The following is a 19,187-nucleotide window of genomic DNA, read 5'->3' as shown; positions in this document are numbered from 1 at the left end:
ATATTGAAGTAACTTTAGAATAATTGTAAACTTTAAACTATGCATCTTTACAAAATATTTTGATACATTAATATTAGTTAAAGTTATTATATCAAAAAAATCTAGTCTTAAAGCTTTATATTTTTTACTTATAATTTATAATAAAATTATATAAATTTTCAGATAAATTTCCCCAAACAGCAAAGCCATGCGCTTGTCCCAAGCCTCCAACACCTCCCCTATCTCCATGCAATGCTCCAAATTTAACTAATCTATTAATTTTTGCAAAAGCATGCTCAAGTGAACTGATTTTTAATAAAAAAATTTCTTCTAAATGAGGAGTAATCCATTTTTTATTTAGTTCAGCCTCTAGCGTTTTAATTTCATATTTTCGAGCTTCTAATTCTAGGTTAGTATGCTGAAGTTCCATTATTTTATTAATTATTTTTGATTCTCTTATTTTCCATAATTCTCTAAGATTACAAAAAAATTCTAAATCATTATCATTCATATTTGGTAATGTATCACAAAAAAAATGTTCATTATCATTTAATTTTTCTTTATTAATTAACTTCTTTGTTATTGTTGCTAAACAACGAATAACCCATAATGATTCGCATTTCATTGATTTATCAAACATATTAAATATTTCAAATAAGCTTTCATCTTTCAAATCAATTAATTTAGCCAAATTTTTATTATCATTTTCATCAAAATTTTTTAGAAAAGAATTAAGTTTAATAGAACTTAATAAGTCGATAAATCTAAGAGTACTTGTTATCGCTTGACCGCCTGGTATATTCGGAATAATTAAATCTTTAATAGATTCAAAAAAACTATATAAACTATTATCATAAACCCGAATCTTCATAGTATTTACCTCAAAATAATTTATGATATTAAAGTATATAAAATACTTTTTTTATTCAGATACTCATCCCAGTATATTTAACTGATAGTGTGATGTTTGTGCAATTATAGATAATATTTTATTATTCATTAAATATATGCAAATACTTTGCATACAATATCATATATTTTTTTGCAAAATAATTTATTATCAGGACTAGAAATTTCCTCAAACTCCAATTCAAGTATTGCTATTTTGGCCTCAGACTTCAATCCCCCAACTCATCCCAACCCATCCCAATCCCACAAACTTTGCCGATGATGCCGACAAAGCCGATGAAATAAAAATCTTCATCGGCACATAGTTTTCTATATTTTTCATATATAAATCTTATTTGCCGACAAAGCCGATGAAAAACTTTATGCGCAGAAATTTTTTTTCCAGTCCCAACTCCATTGCTTTACGTTTGTGCAGATCTGTTACAAGTAAGAGGTGTTGTTGTTGATAATAAAAGATATTTATTTTTAAGGTTTTTTACCACCTTAAGGAACGCTTGAGCTAAGGCCAGTTCGATTCTTACTGAATCTACTATTTCATAATTGCATTATATTTTATGGCCACGTTTCTGTAACAGAATTTCGAATAGAGAATTAAGAATTTTGGTTGAATTTTATAGCATCTAGACAAAGCCACTTCCCGCACGTACACTTTTCAGAAAACAGGAGGCTCGTCACCATGTCCAAAATATACGCTTGTATCTGGTCTAACGACAAAGCCGCGAAAATGGCCAAATTCTACAAGTCGATCTTCAAAGGTACAAAGATCGGCAAAACTTCTTACTGGGGCAGCAACCCCATGGGAGTCAAAGAGGGTTCCGTACTGACCATTCATCTCACCCTTCTAGGCCAAAAAATTATGCTCCTGAACGGATACGCTGAGATGACTTTCAACGAGTCCATTTCGTTCGTCGTGCCCTGCAAGACTCAGCGAGAGATCGACACGTACTGGAAGAAGCTGACAAGTGGAGGAGGCAAACCTGTGCAATGTGGTTGGCTGATCGACAAGTATGGCATTCGGTGGCAAATCACACCAGCAGAATTCGACAAGTGGAACACAAGCAAGAATAAGAAGAAGAAGGAAGCAGTCATGCAAGCGATGTGGAAGATGGTCAAACTAGACAGAAATAAACTGAAGGAAGCTTTTGATCGCACTTAATTTAGGTATGCAAAGTAACTATTTTATACTTAGAAATGTTTCTTGGTTCATTTTTAAATTAAGCATCGTGAGCGAGAAGTTGGTTTATAAAGTGATCTTTCGCAATATAGAAAAGAATAAAATGAATTTTTCTTAAAAGATTTCATGAAAAGAGTTTAAGGGTAGGCATTAGAAGAAAGTCTTATAATAGCCTCTATCAGTTGGTATTTAGCAGATCACAAGATATCCATAAAAACTTTTTAATTTCTTTGAAATTCTAAAATCAACACATATTAAGATTCAATCATAATCCACAGCGCCCGAAACTTTGCCAGTGATGCTGAAAAATCAGATGTATTAAAAATCTTAATCGGCACAAAAACTTTCCTCTTTCTGTCACTAAATCTCTTAAAACAAAATTGTATCGTTAAAATGTATCATAAGTGAATCAATTCAAAAACTATTGACCACCCTTCCTAAATAGGAAATTGCATTGAGAGTTATAATCCATTATTCTAAAGTAACATATTCTTCATCACCTTTCACGTCTTACGACAGGACCTTCAGGAGCATGTATTATGAATCAATTAAAATATATTAACTTATGCATATATTTTATTTGTTTGATTTTCAGTCCAGTTTCTACTTCTAAAGAATTAAAATATATTGAAATAGTAACAGAGGAATATCCACCATATAATTATTCCGACAATAATGGGAAAGTTATTGGTATAAATACTGAAATCATTCAAGCCGTTCTAAAAGAAATTAAGATTTCAGGAAAAATAACTATTTATCCATGGAAAAGAGCTCAAACAATTGCACAGCAAAATCCAAACGTATTAATCTACTCAATGGTTCGAAATCCAACTAGGGAAAAATTTTATAAATGGGTCGGAAAAATAAATAAACAAAGATTTAATATTTATTCAATGAATAAAAACATTAAACTGTCATCCATTGAAGATGCCAAAAATTATAAAGTCGGAGTTTATAGTGGTGACATATTTGAGGTTTTATTTTTGAAACATGGATTTAAAGAAGGAAAAAACATGTATGTTGCTCAAAAAAATGAAAATCTTTATAAAATGCTTATCAGTGACCGCATCCAACTTTGGCCTATCGATGAAGCTGCAGCCAAGTATTTGGTTAAGAAAAATGATGGAAAAATAGAAGATCTTGGAATTGTATTTAAAATTCCAGCTTATGAATTAGGTAATACTGACCTCTATATGGCTTTTGGTAAAAAAACCCCTGATACAATATTAGACATTTTCAAACAAGGGCTTGAAAAAATAGAAAAAAATGGGACATATAGAAAAATTCTAGATAAATGGTCGCTTAGTTCTACAGACTAAACTATTGCAAAATTTTTTAAGAGAAAATTTATTTATAATGCCCCCAGAAAACTGCACATGGTGACATTTAATCATTGCTGCAATAAGAATAATCGAATTGGTAATTTTGGGGGAGTCCTATGCAGCGCAAAAGTTTTTCAGCAGAGTTTAAAAGTAAGGTTGCCTTAGAGGCAATAAAGGAACAAACGACAATTAATGAAATTGCCACAAAATACCAAGCATTCCTAATCAAGTATGTACTTGGAAATAAGAACTTCTTGCTACTTTATTGTTAAACTTATTTATACTCCCCAAAACATTATTAGAGATTAGTTGTAAACTTAAATATAGGATTATGACAACCAATGAATTTTTCCTTATTTTCAAAACCTATGGCTTTTTAAATTAAATCAAGTAGCATAATAAAAAGTCAAATATAGAATAATTCGACTTTAGTTGTTAAAAAAAACAGGAGTTATTATGAATAGATTTTTAAAGAATTTTATAGGAATGTTTTTCGGATTTTTTATTGTAAATACTTGCTTTGCATTAGAAGTAGGCAACCCTGCTCCGTTATTTTCATTAAAGAATCAAGAAGGGAAAATAATTTCATTGCAAGAAAATAAAGATAAACTTTGGACTGTTGTTTATTTTTATCCAAAAGCAGGAACTCCAGGTTGCACGACACAAGCATGCGCTTTTCGCGACTCAATTAAAATTATAAAAAGCAAAGGTGCTATCGTTTATGGTGTGAGCACAGACAGTGTTGCTTCTTTGAAAGAGTTTTATGAAAAACATAAACTCACTTTTGATTTACTAAGTGATGAAGATGCAAAAATTGCTAAAGCCTATGGAACAAAGATGGCCGTATTAACAATGTCTAAAAGAATAACATTTATTATCGATGATAAATTGGTCATAAGAAGTATAGATGAAAATGTTGACCCTGCTCTAGATGCAAAAAAAGTGGCAGATAAAATTTCGGAATTGCGTTCTATAAAATAAAGATGTGCTTTTAAATTCTGATCGTAACCCCCATTTAAAGTAGACACTTTTCAATAAAGAAAAGTTAAAAGTTCATCAAATTATAACCCATCATAAAAACCATGATTAGAGAATCAAGTTCGGGTGCTACATCAGCTTTCTGATGCTTAAAGTCACACTTATAATCATATTTGGTGAAAAATGATTATAAAGAAAATCCTTGCAATCAAATTCGCATGATTTTGATTGCAAAGTTTCAATGAAGAATCAAAATCCATTTTTTGACAGAGAGCCCTAGGTAGTCGTTACAAAAGCACAGACATTTATTAGTATTTAATTATTACTCATTTTTTTCAAGAGTATGTTTCAAATTGCTATTCATTAAACCAAATCCTGTAGCGGTTTTTTTACCTGCAAGTAAACTAAATAAAGGAACTAACCACCCTGAAAAATTTTCTCCATGCATAAAATCAGTCGTTCCATCTCCGTTATCTTTTAATTGAAAATAATGTTCACCACGAAATAACCATTGAGGTCCAAGAGTACCAACCCATCGCAATTCTTTATTAGGTACGTATTTGGTTATAACGGGTTTAAAAGTTGCTGGACTCCCACCAGGAGGAGCTATATTAACAATGAGTTTTTCACCTTCTCTTTGCTCCCCCTCAATCTTAGTTATAAAAAAATTCCATGATAAATAACTCTTAAAATCAGCTAATTTATTCCAGACTTTTTCAACGGGTGCCTTAATCTGAATATTTGTCTCTATTCTCATTTTTTCTCCTATTTTTATTCAGGATATATATTATCAGCGTATAGTGAAAATGATTCTTTTACAAATATTTCTTTATAATAATAATCAATACTAATCATCGATAATGCAAAAAAATCCGTCCTTAATAAAATTCAAATACCAAGCATTAAATATTTATTAATTTAAAAAAACTTTGCTCAACCATTTAGCGTACTCATAAAATTATTTTAAAGATATTCAAATAACATTTTAATATGATATAAAAAATTCGTAACACGATCTGATTTTTTCAATGTAAAAATGTAAAATAAAATGGGGAGAACTCTATGTTTACTTTAATTGAACCTATCAAAATAGGTGATTTGTCATTAAACAACCGAATTATTTTAGCGCCACTCACACGTTGCCGTGCGAACTACCAAAGAGTGCCAAATGACTTAATAAAAAAATACTATTGTCAAAGAGCGGCATTTGGCATGCTTATCACAGAAGCAACTTCAGTTGATCCACTCGGCGTAGGTTATCCTAGAACTCCAGGTATTTGGAATGAAGATCAAGTGAAAGCTTGGAAAAATATTACAGATGCTGTGCATGAAAAGGGCGGAACAATTGTCATGCAATTATGGCATGTCGGGAGAATTTCCGATCCAATTTATACAGGACAAGCTCCGATTGGACCGAGCGCCATTGCTGCAAATATCAAAGTTTCTTTAATTCGCCCTGAAAAAAATTATGACACTCCCCGAGCAGTTACTTTAGAAGAGATAAGACAACTTGTCGAGATCTATAGAAATGGCGCAAAAAATGCGAAAAGAGCAGGGTTTGACGGAGTGGAATTACATGGTGCAAATGGATATTTATTAGATCAATTTTTGCAATCGAAATCAAATATTCGAACAGATCAATATGGTGGGTCAATAGAAAATCGAGCAAAATTTCCGTTAGAAGTTGTTGACGCTGTAATAGATGTCTGGGGTGCAGGTCGTGTTGGTTACCACATAGCTCCGAGATGTGATGCATTGGGTGCTGGTGACGAAAATCCAGCTGCAACCTTTAGTTACCTTGTGTCAGAATTATCAAAACGTAATATTGCTTTTATATGTGCGCGTGAATATGAAGCAAAAGACAGTTTATCACCAAAATTAAAAAGTCTTTTCTCTGGCAAATTTATTTTAAATGAAAGGTTTACTAAAGAATCTGGAGAAAACGCAATTCAAAATGGACATGCCGATGCCATAGCTTTTGGAAAATTATCTATACCAAATCCAGATTTGGTGCAAAAATTTAAAATGGGTGAAAAATTAAATCAACCTAATCCAAAATACTTTTATAACGAGCATAAATATTTATTTGATTTAGCTGAACCTCTGCCAAAAGAAGGGTATTATGAAGCAGATAAAATGGGGTATACTGAGTAAAGTTAGTATATCCTTTATAAAAATGATCGTATCCCCCATTTCAAGTTGACACTTTTTCACCAAGAAAAGGGGAGTCAATGGACAAGTTAGCAGAGCCAACTCATCAAAATCTATCTTACAACCTGCAATTTCTTTTCTCAATTTTCTCCTCACACTTTTTTAAAAATAAGTCCCAATTCAAACCCCTTGTTTACTGATGAAGAAGTCATCACTATTTATATTTTTGGAATTTTGAATGGACTTAAAAATGTTAAATCTATTTTTAAGTTTATAAAAAACTTCCTTTTCGAATGGTTCCTCATTTGCCTTCTTATGAAGAATTTTTATTTAAACTAAATTCTTTAAATTTAGTTTTTCCTGAAATCGTAAAATTTTTACTTAAGGATGATAAATTTAAAAATACATTCAACTCCTTGGAAAATATTGCATTAGTTGACTCACTACCTATTATGCTCACAAAAAATTCAAGAGCATATAAATGTAAGACTGCCAATGATATCTCTTCAGTACGTTACTGTCCTCAAAGGAAACTTATTACTATGGATTAAAGCTTCATCTCATTGCAACATACAGAAATCAAAAACTATCTGCCCCCAAACTCGTTAAAGTTACACAAGCAAGTACTCATGATTTAACTGCTATTAAACAAGATCTTTTAACTCAAAAAAATACTAAAATCCTAGCTGACAACGCTTATATAGATAAAAAAAAACGCAATTTAGGATTTATTGGGTCAGAACTGCATACTCCAATTAAACTTTCAAAATCAAAAAAAGATCTTTCCCATGATGAAGAAGTGTATTCAAAAATAGTTAGTTCTTTTCGACAGTCAATTGAAATCCTTTTCATCTGGTTAATAGAAACGAGTGGAATTCAAATTGCATCAAAAGTTCGATCCACTAAAGGACTCATAGTTCACGTTTTCGGACGATTTTCTGCATGTCTATTTAAGTACATGTTTATATTTTAACTTAACATTCTCAACTCTTAACTGGCATTACATATTTATATTTTAACTTAACATTCTCAACTCTTAACTGACATAATTTATGTTGAATATTCTATGATTTAGAGGGAAAATTTGAGATCTCACCCTAATTAAAAATCACTATATTATCATCATTAAAAGAACTTAAATAAGAATAATTCTGAACGATGTCGTTTTCATTAAAACGTATTGTCAATTCTTTAACTTTAGTATTATTAAAAACTAAGACCATTCCATAAAAATAATGATATATCTTTAAGCCACTGTCAAATCCAGATCTAAAAGGTATTCCAAAATTACTTTCAACTTCTTTTCTAGTTGGTACATTTATTTTGATACTTTCATTATTTCCATTGAATTTTTTCCCAAAAGAAGCGCAAGAAATTAAAAATGACAGAATTAGATATAATCTTTTAGTCATAATAGGACGCAAAAATTGCTAATCAAATGAGAAAAAATAATAAAGTGGCTCAAAAATGTCTTTATTCTCTAAATTTCCAATTAAAACTTGGAAGAAATATCTAAAATAGATATTCCAGAAATGGGAGCTGATACACTCTTTGAAAGATCCATTGTTCCACAATTTTCTAAATTTCCTGAATTTGAGTTAACTTCACACTTTGTTATAATAGAATTATTCCAATTTGTTATATAGGAATACTTGTTATAAATCATAATATCTCTTACCTGTGATAATGTTTTAATTGGCATATTTGAACATACCCCAAAATTTCCGTCAGCCTGAATAGGACAAACGTCTACACTATTTTTCAATTGATTTGTTATGTATGCATAGTTATTTGCAAGGCTAATATTTGTTCCAGCATTGGTTTTCATTTTTGTACATGGAGAGGCAAATGTTCCATCATTATTAATTCTGCATAAGGAAACTGATTGATCTCCAAAATTTGTTATGTAAGCATTATTTTTAGCTATAGCTATTTCAAGAGGTTTGTTAAAAGAGTTTCCTGTTTGAACACATGAATCTAAAGAATAATTCTTATCAGTTTGACATAAATAAATACTATTTGATGCATAACTCGTTATATAAGCATATTTTTTAAAGAAATGAATTGTATGTGGGCTGGCAAAGTTTTTATTCACTTGGCCTGTGCAATTGCTTAAGGTTGAATCTGCTATGTTTAGCTGGCATTTAGTCGTTGTATTATCGTTTTTAGTGTCAGCTCCTGAACCTGGAAGATAAGCATAGCCTTTATAAAAGGACAGTGGACCATCTGGACCTTTTAATTCTGAACCAGTAGCTTTGCAGTTTACGATTGCACCAGTATCATCCAATCCGCACGCAAAAATAGTATTTTTTAAACGAGCACTTAAATACACAGTTGAATTTGACAAATCTTCACTTTTAGCAAAATAGACAAAAAGAATACTTGCTACTAGGACAAATAATTTTTTAAAATTCATAATAGCTCTCCTTAAATTCAATTTTACAAACAAAAAATAATTATTTTTGCATATTACATATTTTTATACGTGCTCATTATAATATAAATTATTTCTGAAGTTTAGATTTTGTCATTTACATGGCGTTTGAGTCCGTAATTTTTATTTGCTTTGTAAAATCCGAAGAAAAATACCTTTTCATATTTTTTAATTGACAGAAGAGCAGTAGATCAGATGACACAAACGTAACACAAGTCATTCAAAAATCAATTTAAATAAATCTTATATTTTTTCTTGACACACAATAACAATTTGTATATCAATAAGTTTAAGAAAACCTTATATTTTTTGATAAAAATAACTTAAATACAGAATTATACGATTCAATTTATTTTCAATTAAAAAGCAAAAGAAATAATAATGAAAAATTACCTCATACTCTTCTTTGTTCTAATGATTACATCATGTGGAAACAAATCTGACAATCAATTTCTAGTTCATTGGCAGCCGCCTGAGTCTCATTGGCAGGATCCAAATCCTGAGTTGTCGAATGAATTGAATTCATTGATACAAAATCAACTTTTGCAATTAAACACACCTTGTCGAAATGATTACAATACGGATCAAAAAATGTGTGAGTTAGTTGCAATTGAAGCTGGAGAAGTAAAGAATATTAAATTGGATAAAGAAAGTGAAGGTCTTAGAATTTTACTCATTGATGACTCATCAATGAGGCTCGCAGCATATACTAGATACCGACAAAGAGTTATTTTAAATTTAAAAGAAAATAATAATGGTAAATTTATTCCTGATAATACATTAATAAATATCCCTCGGATTACAAAAAATATATTATTAGATACTTTTAGTAACAGTAATTATGAAAAAATTCCTTATGAATTATCAACCCCATCTTCAAAATTATTTGCTCATATTCTTAATAGATCACTGCAAGAATTAATATTTAATTCAGAAAGTGTTGGTCATGGTAATTCAATTTTTAATTTTATTGCAAATAATAATCCAAAATCAAAGTTTATTTTAGCATACACTAATGAATATGAATATGAAAATATTTTAAAAAGCGAAAAAAATGAAGATAATATAAAGAGAAGAATTGATAATTTGTTTTTGAATCAATCAAATGATTTTAAGTTTTATATAAAGAAATATAAAATTAATTTTATATCCCTATCTTCTGGAATTTCAATTGACAGTATCAATAAAACTTTCAATACTTTACCAACTGAAATAAAAAAATATATTGTTAAATCATACTATATTAACTTTATTGATAATTTGCTAAAGAATAATGATTCAATTCTTATTCAGTCAAATGTATTTACGCAGAGTCAAAATATTGAAGATGATTTGGGATATTATGCTGATTGTAAGAAGCATGAAAGAAGATTTAGAATTGGCTATGTTAGAGATATGAATTACTCAATAAGTAGATTTGGATCTAGAGATGATAAACTCATTTCAGGTATCCATAAAAACTCCATGAAATGCACGGATATTTATATAAATTTTTCTGTTGAAAAAGAAAGTCCATATAATTACAATAAAGGCACTATAGCCTTTTCATTTTTTAATATAGGAGCACTGACCTTAAACAATAGAGAAATTTCCAGTTCCAATGCAACTCCTGTAGCTCTATCTTATTTACTTTATTTAAAAAGTTTAAATCCAGAATTAGATAACCATTCATTAATTAAAATTATAAATATTTTAAAAGGTGATAAATTTATAATACTAGATCCATCATATCATAAACAATTTCCTGTTTATGAATATAATTATTTAAGATAAGAAATAAATCTATGCTCAAAAAATTTATATTTTCATTTTTAATATTGAACACAAGTAGTTTAAAGTCTTTAAAATTAACACAAAAGATACTATAAATAGTCCTGCTTCCTATTGAAGATAATCAAGCATGTTTTCTTTTTTTAAAACGCTCTGCACGGATGGACGATCATAAACACGCTTCATATAGCTTGTGATATTTTTGTACTCGAGTGTACTGATATTTACCCATTTGGTCCAACCTATTACCGTAAATAAGTAGGCATCTGCAATCGTAAATTGCTGCCCCGTAATATAGTCTTTACCAGCAAGATTTTGCTCTATATAATCCAATAAAGTTTGAATTTTTTTTGTTGAAAAATCTAATATCTCTTTTTGAGCTAATTCAGATTTAGTCATATTTTTTATTTGAAAAAAAGGCGAAAAAGCCTTCTGTAGGTCGGATGCCACAAAAGTAACCCAACTCATGGTTTCACTTCGATCCCAACTTCCCTGTTCTGCAAGCAACTGTGCAGAGGGCTTTTGATCTGCAAGGTATTCAAGAATAGCTGAATTCTGTGTCAGAGTTTTCCCTTGTTCTGAGATTAGAACAGGAACAGCTCCCAATGGATTTAGCTTGTTAAGTTCAAGCACATTTTGATCTCTTTTCCAGCTTACTTCCACCGGAATATAGTCCAGAGACAATTCTTCTAAGGCAATATGGCAAGCAGTTGAACAAGTTGCAGTTGAAAAATAAAATTTCATCATTTTAGTATCACTTTCTTATAATAAAGTGTTAATATCTGTAAATCTGTTTTCAAAAACATTGGAACTACCACGAAACATAAAGCTCAATTGTTACTTTATTCTACTCTACTCTCATATTTCAATTCTATAAATTCTAATCAAATAAATATGTACTATTTCAATTATTCTCTTTAACATTCTTAATTTTCAGATCTTAAAACCAATCGACTCATGTTACAATCATTTATTACATCATACAAGAAAGTTTTTGATAAATCTGCTGCAAACTTTACAATGTAAAAAGCTTAATACAAAAATTTTATTCTCCATATGATTTCTATTCCTTCACATGCTTGAACACACCACCACAACCAAAATATTCACTAAAGTAATCTGCTGCATCCTTAAAAAATACTTCCTTTTTTTTACTAATTTTTTGGTTTATTTTAGAGTACTCAGAAAGCCTCTGCAAAGTAAATTCTTTCCAATTTTCAGTGAGATCAATATAGTGCGATTTATTAAATCCTGCTTTTTCTGCAATTTTAATCATTTCTCCAAGGGTTTTTAAGTTTTGACAACCAATTTTTTCTGCAGCAAATTTAAGATCTGTCTTATTTTGTTTTATATAGTCTTCATTTCGAAATATACCGCCCTTTTTTAACATTTCAAAGATTAAATGATACACTATAGACTTATTGTCTATATGTAATATGACAAGATTTGAATAAGCTGCATCAAAAATACCTTCTCTATTTTGTATTTCTTTCATATGATTAGGTTCGGCTAAATTCGCATTATATATTTTAATTCTGTCTTCCAATCCTAATGCCTGAATTATTTTTGCAGACAAATCAGCGTAGCGTTTGTTAAATTCAATACCACAAAATTTTGCATTTGGAAGAATTTTTGCTTGCTCAATCATATCGGAACCAAATCCAGAACCTGCATTTAATATCCGATAACTTTGACTTGGATCGAGTGTATTCATGTCTTCTAATGTTTTTTTTGCTAATTCATCTCCTCCATATCTCATGTAAAGAAATTCTTTTAAACGAAAATAATTTAAAGGTTCTGTAAGCAAAATTTCTCTAATATTCCAATAATTACTATACTTATCATCATGATAAAGAGGCATTTTTTCTTTTATATCCAAGATATCTGAATGAATCGGAATAGAGTTAGCTAACCATTTATTTTGTAATTGAAGCTCTAAGTCTATATCAAGGTTCTTAAATTCGCATTCATAGCCCATATAACGATCCTTATTTTAAGATTGAATTATCATTCTTTTTACAGGATTAAATAAAGGAAGTAAATAAAATTATATAAATATTCTGAAATAATGGATGAGTTAGAAAAAATCATTCATATATTGACATAAATATTATAAATTATTATTCTATAATTTTAATGTCGAATTCTTTTAAGAATTCCCACTCCTATAAAAGGTTTTTAAAATGAAAAGGATAATTATTTCATCATCTTATCTTTATTTTTTTATAATTAATACAATAAGTTCAGCTTATGGACAAGAAACATCTGTAACAATTAAAGATACAAATGGAAATGATGTTCTTTATTGCCAAGACTATAAAATAAAGTTGAATGATTATAATTTAACACACTTATTTAATGAGGGAGATAAAGCAAATTATCTAATTAAATCAAATACAGAATATTCTAAAATACAGATAATTCAGATTGGCAAAGAGTGTCACTCACCTGTATTCGTAGACGAAAACATTGTTATTAGTTTTACTGACGCCTCTGATGAATATAAGTATTTAATATATAGCCCAAAAATACCAAACACCCCATCTAATGCATACTATTATACTGGAGCCACCGCTCTTAGTACTTTTTCACTCACTGAAACAAATACTAAAGATAAAAAATATACTTATAATCTTGTAAATCAAGCTGATGATCGTGTTTTAGCATGTCATGAACAGCTTTGTACATCTACCACAAAAAGAATAGGTAAAAGAAATATAAATGCAAATCTCACATTTGAACCGCTCAAAATAGCAACTGTAACACCTACAGCTCCCCAATCCCCCTCTGATCTTTGGTCTAAATTATATCAATTGACTGAGAATGCTGCTAAAGAATTCAGTGATGATCTCGCTAGACATGAGTATGACCGCCGCATAAAAGATGAAGCCGAACGTATTGAACAACAAGTGAAAGAAACTGCAAAAAAACTCAGTGATGATCTCGCTAGACAAGAGTATGACCGCCGCATTAAAGATGAAGCCAAACTTATTGAACAACAAGTGAAAGAAACTGCAAAAAAACTCAGTGATGATCTCGCTAAACAAGAGTATGACCGCCGCATTAAAGATGAAGCCAAACGTATTGAACAGCAAGCTAAAAATTTCTTTAAAAAATTATTTTAAATAATCGGTGTTCTCAAATTTAAAATAATAGTTTTTTGCATGATTGGTATAATAAAAAGTTAAGTCACTATAAATGTCTATTTAGTTAATTAACTTTAATAATTAATTTATAAAAAACTCAACAGAAGTAACAACTCGTACTTTTTTTAAAATACTTCCTTCATCTCCATGGGAGTCGTATCCATCTACAGATGTTATTGTAAATACACCTTGAGTCGCTTTTCTGATTTTTCCAACAGAACTATTTGAATTTTCTGCAAATGTAGCTGCAGCTTCTTTGGCATTCGCTGTTGCACGTGTTAACATTTCAGGTTTGATTGAATTTAAGTCTGTATAGGCATAGCGAATATAGCTATTATTTATGACAACACCCGATTCAACCAGCTCCCCTGTTTTTTGAGCAACGAGGCTGACAAGATCTACTTTATTAGTTGATAATGTAATTCCTGAGTTAGCTGAATAGCGAGGAGTATTTACATTGATATTTGAATAAGCTTGTGCTCTATTATCAGTGACAGATATAGTTTGAATTTCAATTTCTTTTTCATCAAATCCTTGTGCTTTTAAAAATTGAATGATCTTTTTTTGAGAAGCTGAAATTTCAAAGTATATTTTTTTTAAATCATTGTTTGCTGATGTAAAGCTTAAGTTCCATGTTGAAAAATTAGACTTTACAATTTTTTCATCAAGACCTTTAACGTTTATATATCTCCCAAAATTTTGATAATTTTCAAATGACTTTCCCAATAAAAAACTTGATGAAATAATTCCTAAACTTAATATTATAGATGAAAAAACATTTGATCTCATTTGCATTCCTTTAATTAAAATAGAGAAGTGATCCTTAGCAGAAAAATAAACATATAATTCATATTTTTTAAATATATGTCATTTGCTAATTAATAATTGAAAAGGATATATAAAGTCAAATTTTTAATAGCCAAAGTGATTGAGAATATCCAACTAAAAATGAGGATACTTAATGAACTGCTATTAATAGAACATATTAATATAAATTAATACATATTTATTTTTTTATCAACTTTAATTATTTTTAAAATTTAACCTTAATAATAACTTTTCTTTAAACAAATATGGAGTTATATTTAAAGTACGTGTATCTATAAATAATTCAATTAGGAAGATGACAAGAAATAGTTTAATTCTAAGCCTCCTCACTCATTCAACATGCCCCATTTCTGTCCAAATTTTTGACTTTTACCTTATATGCACTCAACTTTTTTTTTGCTAGATACGATGCAGCGCTTCTCTAATATTGAAAGGATTTATTTAAAATGCTAAAAAAAACGGCGTTTATTGTTTTTACTTCAATGTTCATGCAGTTCACCGTAGCGAATGCAGCTAACTGGGGATCATTCTCAAAGTATGGTTGTTACTCAAGAGGGCAAGCAAAAATGGCAGCCATTTTATGGAACATTCCATGGGGACATGATTGGGAAACAGCGTGCGCAGCACAACCTGCATACATAAATGGTTACTATTTTGCCCACCCAAAAGCTTGTAGAAATCACAATGGAGTAAACATGTGGGGGGAATGGTCCGTTCCAGACAATACATGTGAATAAGACTCTTTAAGTGATACTTAACATTAGTGCGTAAGTCTTATATTTTTAAAATCAAAAATTAAAATAGTTATTGTTTTTTATATAAAAATAATAACCATTTCCAACCCATCTTTTTAACTGTGCTAAACAACTTCTTTATTTAACTTTCTTTAACCTCTTACGAAGAAAAGAACTGACTGTAAATTTTAAACTCCAGATCAAACAATTTTTAGAGATTTATTTAAATAATTACAAAATACTATAATTATAAAATGACTCTTGAAAATGTCGAATTATAAACTTATTTAATGAAGTGCTGTTTAAAATCAGTTACCAGCTTCACTTCTTTAATAAATAAGATAATGTCTTAAAAAGGAGATCGCATGGTAAGAAATAAATTATTTGAAAATTATATGAGCTGTATTGGTCCAATTGGCAATTCAATGTTTTATTTTCAAGCGTATGAAATATTTAGTTCAAAAAATTCAGGCTCGGTTTCATTAATCGGATTTTCAATCAGTATCATTGCACTAAATAGCTGGTTATTCTATGGAGTTTATATAAAAAATAAACCCCTCATTTTTGCAAATATAGTTGGAGCATTAGGCGCATTTTTTGTTGTATTAGGCATCATCATTTATCCTAAAATTTAAACTATTAAGAAAATAAATTCTCTGCATTCATTTTCTTAATATCATGAAATACTCAATTAATTAATTACTTTTATCTTGAATAATTAAGCACCCTGTTTTTGACAAAATAAATTTTATCTTCTCTAAAGTAATTTTTAATGTGTGATTTCGGTCCATTTAAAAATTTTATTTTTTAAAAGTTATTATCTTTCTTAGAAATTTAAAATTACTTATTAAGATATTTTCAGTTTAATAAATTACAATATTAATTTTTATTTATGATAAATGCATTATCTTTATTTCAGAACTATGAAACGGGTAGATTTCTTGATAGTAATTACAATGGAAATATATACACACTGCCTCAAAATGGAGTTGACTTTCAAAAATGGAATCGTCAATACTCTGGAATTCCTAATAGATATTATCTTCAAAATAAAGCCACAGGACATTATCTTGACAGCAATTATAATGGAGACGTATATACGTTACCATTTAGCGATAGTCATTATCAAAAATGGGCATTTTAGGACGCGAATTAATTTGATTCTATATACGACTTTATAAAATAGCTTCTTCATTACACTCTAGTTACATATGATAAAATACATACCATGAAGAGTTTGAATTATCAGCTGGTCGAGCAATTTCATTTGATTTACAATATTTACTCACTCTCATAAATTCATCTTTAGTTGTCATAAAAAAATAAGTTTTCGAATTAAACCCAAAACCATCTATATATACTGAATTTTTCTTAATTACTTTCCAATTTCCCGACGCAACCACATAGATATTATTTTCATCCACGGCCCATCTCCAATCTCTTCTGTTATCCTGGTTTGAGCAATAAACATATGTTGTATCGAAAAGTGCTTTGGCAGTCGATGAATTAGCAATGCAAGAAATTAAAACAGCTATAAAAACCAACTCAATCTTAATCATATGAAATCTCCCTTTCTAATTTGCAAAATAAATTAATATCAAAATATGCTCAAATAGACTCACTCTATTTATAATATTTATTATTTTTTTACAAATTATGATTATGGGGTGTTATAATTTAAAGTTAAAAAATTTAATACAAATTATATTTCTATTTAAATTTCGGTAAAATATCCAGCTGCAGTAAAATTCTCCAGCACAAACCCATCTCTGCCATTAAAGTACCGTCTTTATATATAAATACTTTATCAAATCTATTCGTTTTTTCAGAAAATTTTATTTTAACAATACCTTTATTACCAAAACTTACATCAAAATTGCCTTGCTACTCAATAGACATAAAGTTATTTAAACTTTGCTCTTAAATAGGGAATAAGAGTTCAATTTATTTTCAGCAGATAATGAACTTTTAATATTTAATGAAAATAAAAGAGCTATCGTAAAATAATTATTTTTTTAATTACATAGATGATTTTTTAATACACCGTCAACCTTTTATATTTAATTCTTTTTCTTACATTTACTTTTTATTTAAATTAGAGCTCTTAGAGTCTTTTGAATTTTACTTATATCAATAAAAAAAGCATACTTTTTAAGTTAAAGTATACTTTTTTTATTGATATAAATTATGCTGATATAAAATCTTAATAATCAGAAATTTTAGTAATTACCAAATAATTAGTTTGTAATTTATGCACAGCTTTTTTTTCTTTCTCAACTTCTACTTTCTCAACTTCTACTTTCTCAACTTCTACTTTCTCAACTTCTACTTTCTCAACTTCTACTATACTTGACAATGTTCCATCTCTTAATATGTGCGTAGTTGCATTATAAAAAAGTTCATGTGTATCATTTTCCAGATTTTCATAATACCCACCGAGCAGAATTATATTTCTATGAGAATTAAGCAATTCTTGAACCGCTTTATTTTTTGCCTCTTTTTGAGATCTTTCATCATTAAAAACAGTTATTTTATTATTAGGATTATTATCATTATATACTACAAGTTCTTGTAATACTTTCTCGAATTGATTTTCATTCGTATTCGTTTTATATGAATATTTGAAATGAATATTCACAATTTCTATTTCTTCCTGCGTCTTTTTATGCTTAAATTTAACTTGCATAAAGCGACCTTTTTGAGTGCCTAATTTTACTTTACCATTATTATCTTCAGAACGATCTTGAGTCCACCAAGTTAAGTTATTCAAAGGACTTTGTTTTTGATAACGAGCATAGGATTCATATGATTTAGAATCGAAATAAGGAACAAGTTTTTTTGGGATAAAACTTTCTGATTCAACGAGATAGTCAAGCTCTTTAGGACACTCAATATCATTCAATAAATTAACATATTTATCAGAATTATAAATTATGACATTATTAAAACTTTCACCTTCATTTTTTGCACTCAATATTTTAAATTGTGTATTTACAAATTTATTTTTAAGCTGTTCCATTTCTTGTGGACGCCATTCTTGTAGGGCAAAAAAAGCGTTAGGATGATCACTCATAAATTTATAAACTCTATCAACAATTTTTGATATACGAGCATTCAAATCTGGCTCAATTCTTCCCCCCTTATACCCTTCTAAATTCATAAACCCGCTTAAAGACGCGGGGGCCCATATATTGAATTCAGCAATAAATAGAGGCTTACCTTTAAAATGAGTCTCAACTTCATACATTTTATGATCGCTAATTTTCTCTTTGAATTCATCATCATAGGAGAATTTGCCGACATTTGAAAACGCCGACTGAAAGGAAATAGATAATAATATTATAATTTTATATAATAATTTTTTCATAAAAGACCCTTTTTGGTTTAAAATTTGATTTTAATAATTCGTATTTAAAATCAATTCTCTAATTATGGTGCATAATTTATAAAGTCAATATCTTTCATCATTTTTACGTAACAAAATATAAATATTTAATTTAATAATATTAAATATTTATAACATATATTATAAATACACTTTTATCCTTCAATTCAGATTTCAAGTCTAAAGTTTTATATTATACTAAAATATTCTTTATTAATAAAGACTTAGGCATTTTTCTTTACTTATCAAAAAAAATAATACAAAGAATTATTTGAAACAACTAAATTGATATTAATAAAAATGGCTTAGTAATGTCCTCGTTACATATGTTCTTTAGTCTATTTAAAATAGTAGTTTCGCTCTTAAGACAAATCTAT

Annotated in this window: 20 protein-coding genes and 1 pseudogene; 12 read left to right on the top strand and 9 right to left on the bottom strand. The window is 29.0% G+C overall.

Annotation, left to right across the window (positions count from 1 at the left end; translation table 11 throughout):
- Positions 1 to 124 precede the first annotated feature (124 nt).
- Positions 125 to 850: a hypothetical protein gene (locus GCL57_RS10070; RefSeq protein WP_152213217.1), complete on the bottom strand. Its 726-nt coding sequence runs from the start codon at positions 848 to 850 to the stop codon at positions 125 to 127.
- Between the two features lie 714 nt (positions 851 to 1,564).
- Here GCL57_RS10070 and GCL57_RS15210 point away from each other — a divergent pair.
- The 5 genes and pseudogenes from GCL57_RS15210 to GCL57_RS10055 all read left to right on the top strand — a co-directional run.
- Positions 1,565 to 1,858 (top strand): annotated as a pseudogene (locus GCL57_RS15210) (VOC family protein); the annotation flags it as partial.
- A gap of 9 nt (positions 1,859 to 1,867) precedes the next feature.
- Positions 1,868 to 2,044, top strand: coding sequence for a VOC family protein (locus tag GCL57_RS14995; protein WP_246164841.1), 177 nt, complete (start codon positions 1,868 to 1,870; stop codon positions 2,042 to 2,044).
- Positions 2,045 to 2,601: 557 nt separating this feature from the next.
- On the top strand, positions 2,602 to 3,381 hold the full coding sequence (locus tag GCL57_RS10060) for a substrate-binding periplasmic protein (protein ID WP_152213215.1): 780 nt from the start codon (positions 2,602 to 2,604) through the stop codon (positions 3,379 to 3,381).
- Between the two features lie 119 nt (positions 3,382 to 3,500).
- Positions 3,501 to 3,656, top strand: coding sequence for a hypothetical protein (locus GCL57_RS14805; protein ID WP_161597696.1), 156 nt, complete (start codon positions 3,501 to 3,503; stop codon positions 3,654 to 3,656).
- A gap of 184 nt (positions 3,657 to 3,840) precedes the next feature.
- Positions 3,841 to 4,365 carry a peroxiredoxin gene (locus tag GCL57_RS10055; RefSeq protein WP_152213214.1) on the top strand — a complete coding sequence of 175 codons (525 nt, stop codon included), beginning with the start codon at positions 3,841 to 3,843 and terminating at the stop codon, positions 4,363 to 4,365.
- Positions 4,366 to 4,684: 319 nt separating this feature from the next.
- On the opposite strand, the gene GCL57_RS10050 is transcribed toward GCL57_RS10055, so the two are convergent.
- Positions 4,685 to 5,119, bottom strand: a complete 435-nt coding sequence (locus GCL57_RS10050) for an SRPBCC domain-containing protein (protein ID WP_152213213.1) — start codon at positions 5,117 to 5,119, stop codon at positions 4,685 to 4,687.
- A gap of 305 nt (positions 5,120 to 5,424) precedes the next feature.
- Here GCL57_RS10050 and GCL57_RS10045 point away from each other — a divergent pair, with 305 nt between their 5' ends.
- Together GCL57_RS10045 and GCL57_RS15205 are read left to right on the top strand one after the other, a co-directional pair.
- On the top strand, positions 5,425 to 6,516 hold the full coding sequence (locus GCL57_RS10045) for an alkene reductase (protein WP_152213212.1): 1,092 nt from the start codon (positions 5,425 to 5,427) through the stop codon (positions 6,514 to 6,516).
- Positions 6,517 to 7,030: 514 nt separating this feature from the next.
- The gene (locus tag GCL57_RS15205; RefSeq protein WP_152213366.1) at positions 7,031 to 7,486 is read left to right on the top strand and encodes a transposase; all 456 of its coding nucleotides are present in this window, start codon (positions 7,031 to 7,033) and stop codon (positions 7,484 to 7,486) included.
- A 124-nt stretch (positions 7,487 to 7,610) separates the two neighbouring features.
- Here the strand turns inward: GCL57_RS15205 and GCL57_RS10035 are convergent, their stop codons facing one another.
- Together GCL57_RS10035 and GCL57_RS10030 are read right to left on the bottom strand one after the other, a co-directional pair.
- Positions 7,611 to 7,925: a hypothetical protein gene (locus tag GCL57_RS10035; protein WP_152213211.1), complete on the bottom strand. Its 315-nt coding sequence runs from the start codon at positions 7,923 to 7,925 to the stop codon at positions 7,611 to 7,613.
- Positions 7,926 to 8,005: 80 nt separating this feature from the next.
- Positions 8,006 to 8,929: a hypothetical protein gene (locus GCL57_RS10030; RefSeq protein ID WP_152213210.1), complete on the bottom strand. Its 924-nt coding sequence runs from the start codon at positions 8,927 to 8,929 to the stop codon at positions 8,006 to 8,008.
- Positions 8,930 to 9,328: 399 nt separating this feature from the next.
- Between GCL57_RS10030 and GCL57_RS10025 the strand changes: the two genes are divergently transcribed.
- On the top strand, positions 9,329 to 10,720 hold the full coding sequence (locus GCL57_RS10025; RefSeq protein ID WP_152213209.1) for a hypothetical protein: 1,392 nt from the start codon (positions 9,329 to 9,331) through the stop codon (positions 10,718 to 10,720).
- Between the two features lie 108 nt (positions 10,721 to 10,828).
- Here the strand turns inward: GCL57_RS10025 and GCL57_RS10020 are convergent, their stop codons facing one another.
- Together GCL57_RS10020 and GCL57_RS10015 are read right to left on the bottom strand one after the other, a co-directional pair.
- On the bottom strand, positions 10,829 to 11,464 hold the full coding sequence (locus GCL57_RS10020) for a glutathione binding-like protein (RefSeq protein ID WP_152213208.1): 636 nt from the start codon (positions 11,462 to 11,464) through the stop codon (positions 10,829 to 10,831).
- A gap of 316 nt (positions 11,465 to 11,780) precedes the next feature.
- Entirely contained in the window at positions 11,781 to 12,695 is a 915-nt protein-coding gene (locus GCL57_RS10015) for a methyltransferase domain-containing protein (protein WP_152213207.1), read from the bottom strand.
- Between the two features lie 205 nt (positions 12,696 to 12,900).
- On the opposite strand from GCL57_RS10015, the gene GCL57_RS10010 reads away from it, so the two are divergent.
- Positions 12,901 to 13,842, top strand: coding sequence for a hypothetical protein (locus GCL57_RS10010; RefSeq protein WP_152213206.1), 942 nt, complete (start codon positions 12,901 to 12,903; stop codon positions 13,840 to 13,842).
- Positions 13,843 to 13,944: 102 nt separating this feature from the next.
- Here the strand turns inward: GCL57_RS10010 and GCL57_RS10005 are convergent, their stop codons facing one another.
- The gene (locus GCL57_RS10005) at positions 13,945 to 14,652 is read right to left on the bottom strand and encodes an SIMPL domain-containing protein (RefSeq protein WP_161597695.1); all 708 of its coding nucleotides are present in this window, start codon (positions 14,650 to 14,652) and stop codon (positions 13,945 to 13,947) included.
- A gap of 485 nt (positions 14,653 to 15,137) precedes the next feature.
- Here GCL57_RS10005 and GCL57_RS10000 point away from each other — a divergent pair, with 485 nt between their 5' ends.
- The 3 genes from GCL57_RS10000 (at position 15,138) to GCL57_RS09990 (ending at position 16,569) form a co-directional block, all read left to right on the top strand.
- Positions 15,138 to 15,428 (top strand): hypothetical protein, encoded by a 291-nt coding sequence (locus GCL57_RS10000; protein WP_152213204.1) that lies wholly within the window; start codon positions 15,138 to 15,140, stop codon positions 15,426 to 15,428.
- Between the two features lie 362 nt (positions 15,429 to 15,790).
- The gene (locus GCL57_RS09995; RefSeq protein WP_152213203.1) at positions 15,791 to 16,060 is read left to right on the top strand and encodes a SemiSWEET family transporter; all 270 of its coding nucleotides are present in this window, start codon (positions 15,791 to 15,793) and stop codon (positions 16,058 to 16,060) included.
- 257 nt (positions 16,061 to 16,317) lie between these two features.
- The gene (locus GCL57_RS09990) at positions 16,318 to 16,569 is read left to right on the top strand and encodes an RICIN domain-containing protein (protein ID WP_152213202.1); all 252 of its coding nucleotides are present in this window, start codon (positions 16,318 to 16,320) and stop codon (positions 16,567 to 16,569) included.
- Between the two features lie 61 nt (positions 16,570 to 16,630).
- Here the strand turns inward: GCL57_RS09990 and GCL57_RS09985 are convergent, their stop codons facing one another.
- A complete protein-coding gene (locus tag GCL57_RS09985) occupies positions 16,631 to 16,984 on the bottom strand; it encodes a hypothetical protein (protein WP_152213201.1) in 354 nt (117 codons plus the stop codon).
- 644 nt (positions 16,985 to 17,628) lie between these two features.
- Positions 17,629 to 18,792 carry a hypothetical protein gene (locus GCL57_RS09980; protein WP_152213200.1) on the bottom strand — a complete coding sequence of 388 codons (1,164 nt, stop codon included), beginning with the start codon at positions 18,790 to 18,792 and terminating at the stop codon, positions 17,629 to 17,631.
- Between the last annotated feature and the right edge of the window lie 395 nt (positions 18,793 to 19,187).

This window comes from Fluviispira multicolorata, assembly GCF_009208585.1.
Lineage (GTDB): Bacteria > Bdellovibrionota_B > Oligoflexia > Silvanigrellales > Silvanigrellaceae > Silvanigrella > Silvanigrella multicolorata.
This window is presented reverse-complemented; position numbering and strand designations above follow the sequence as displayed.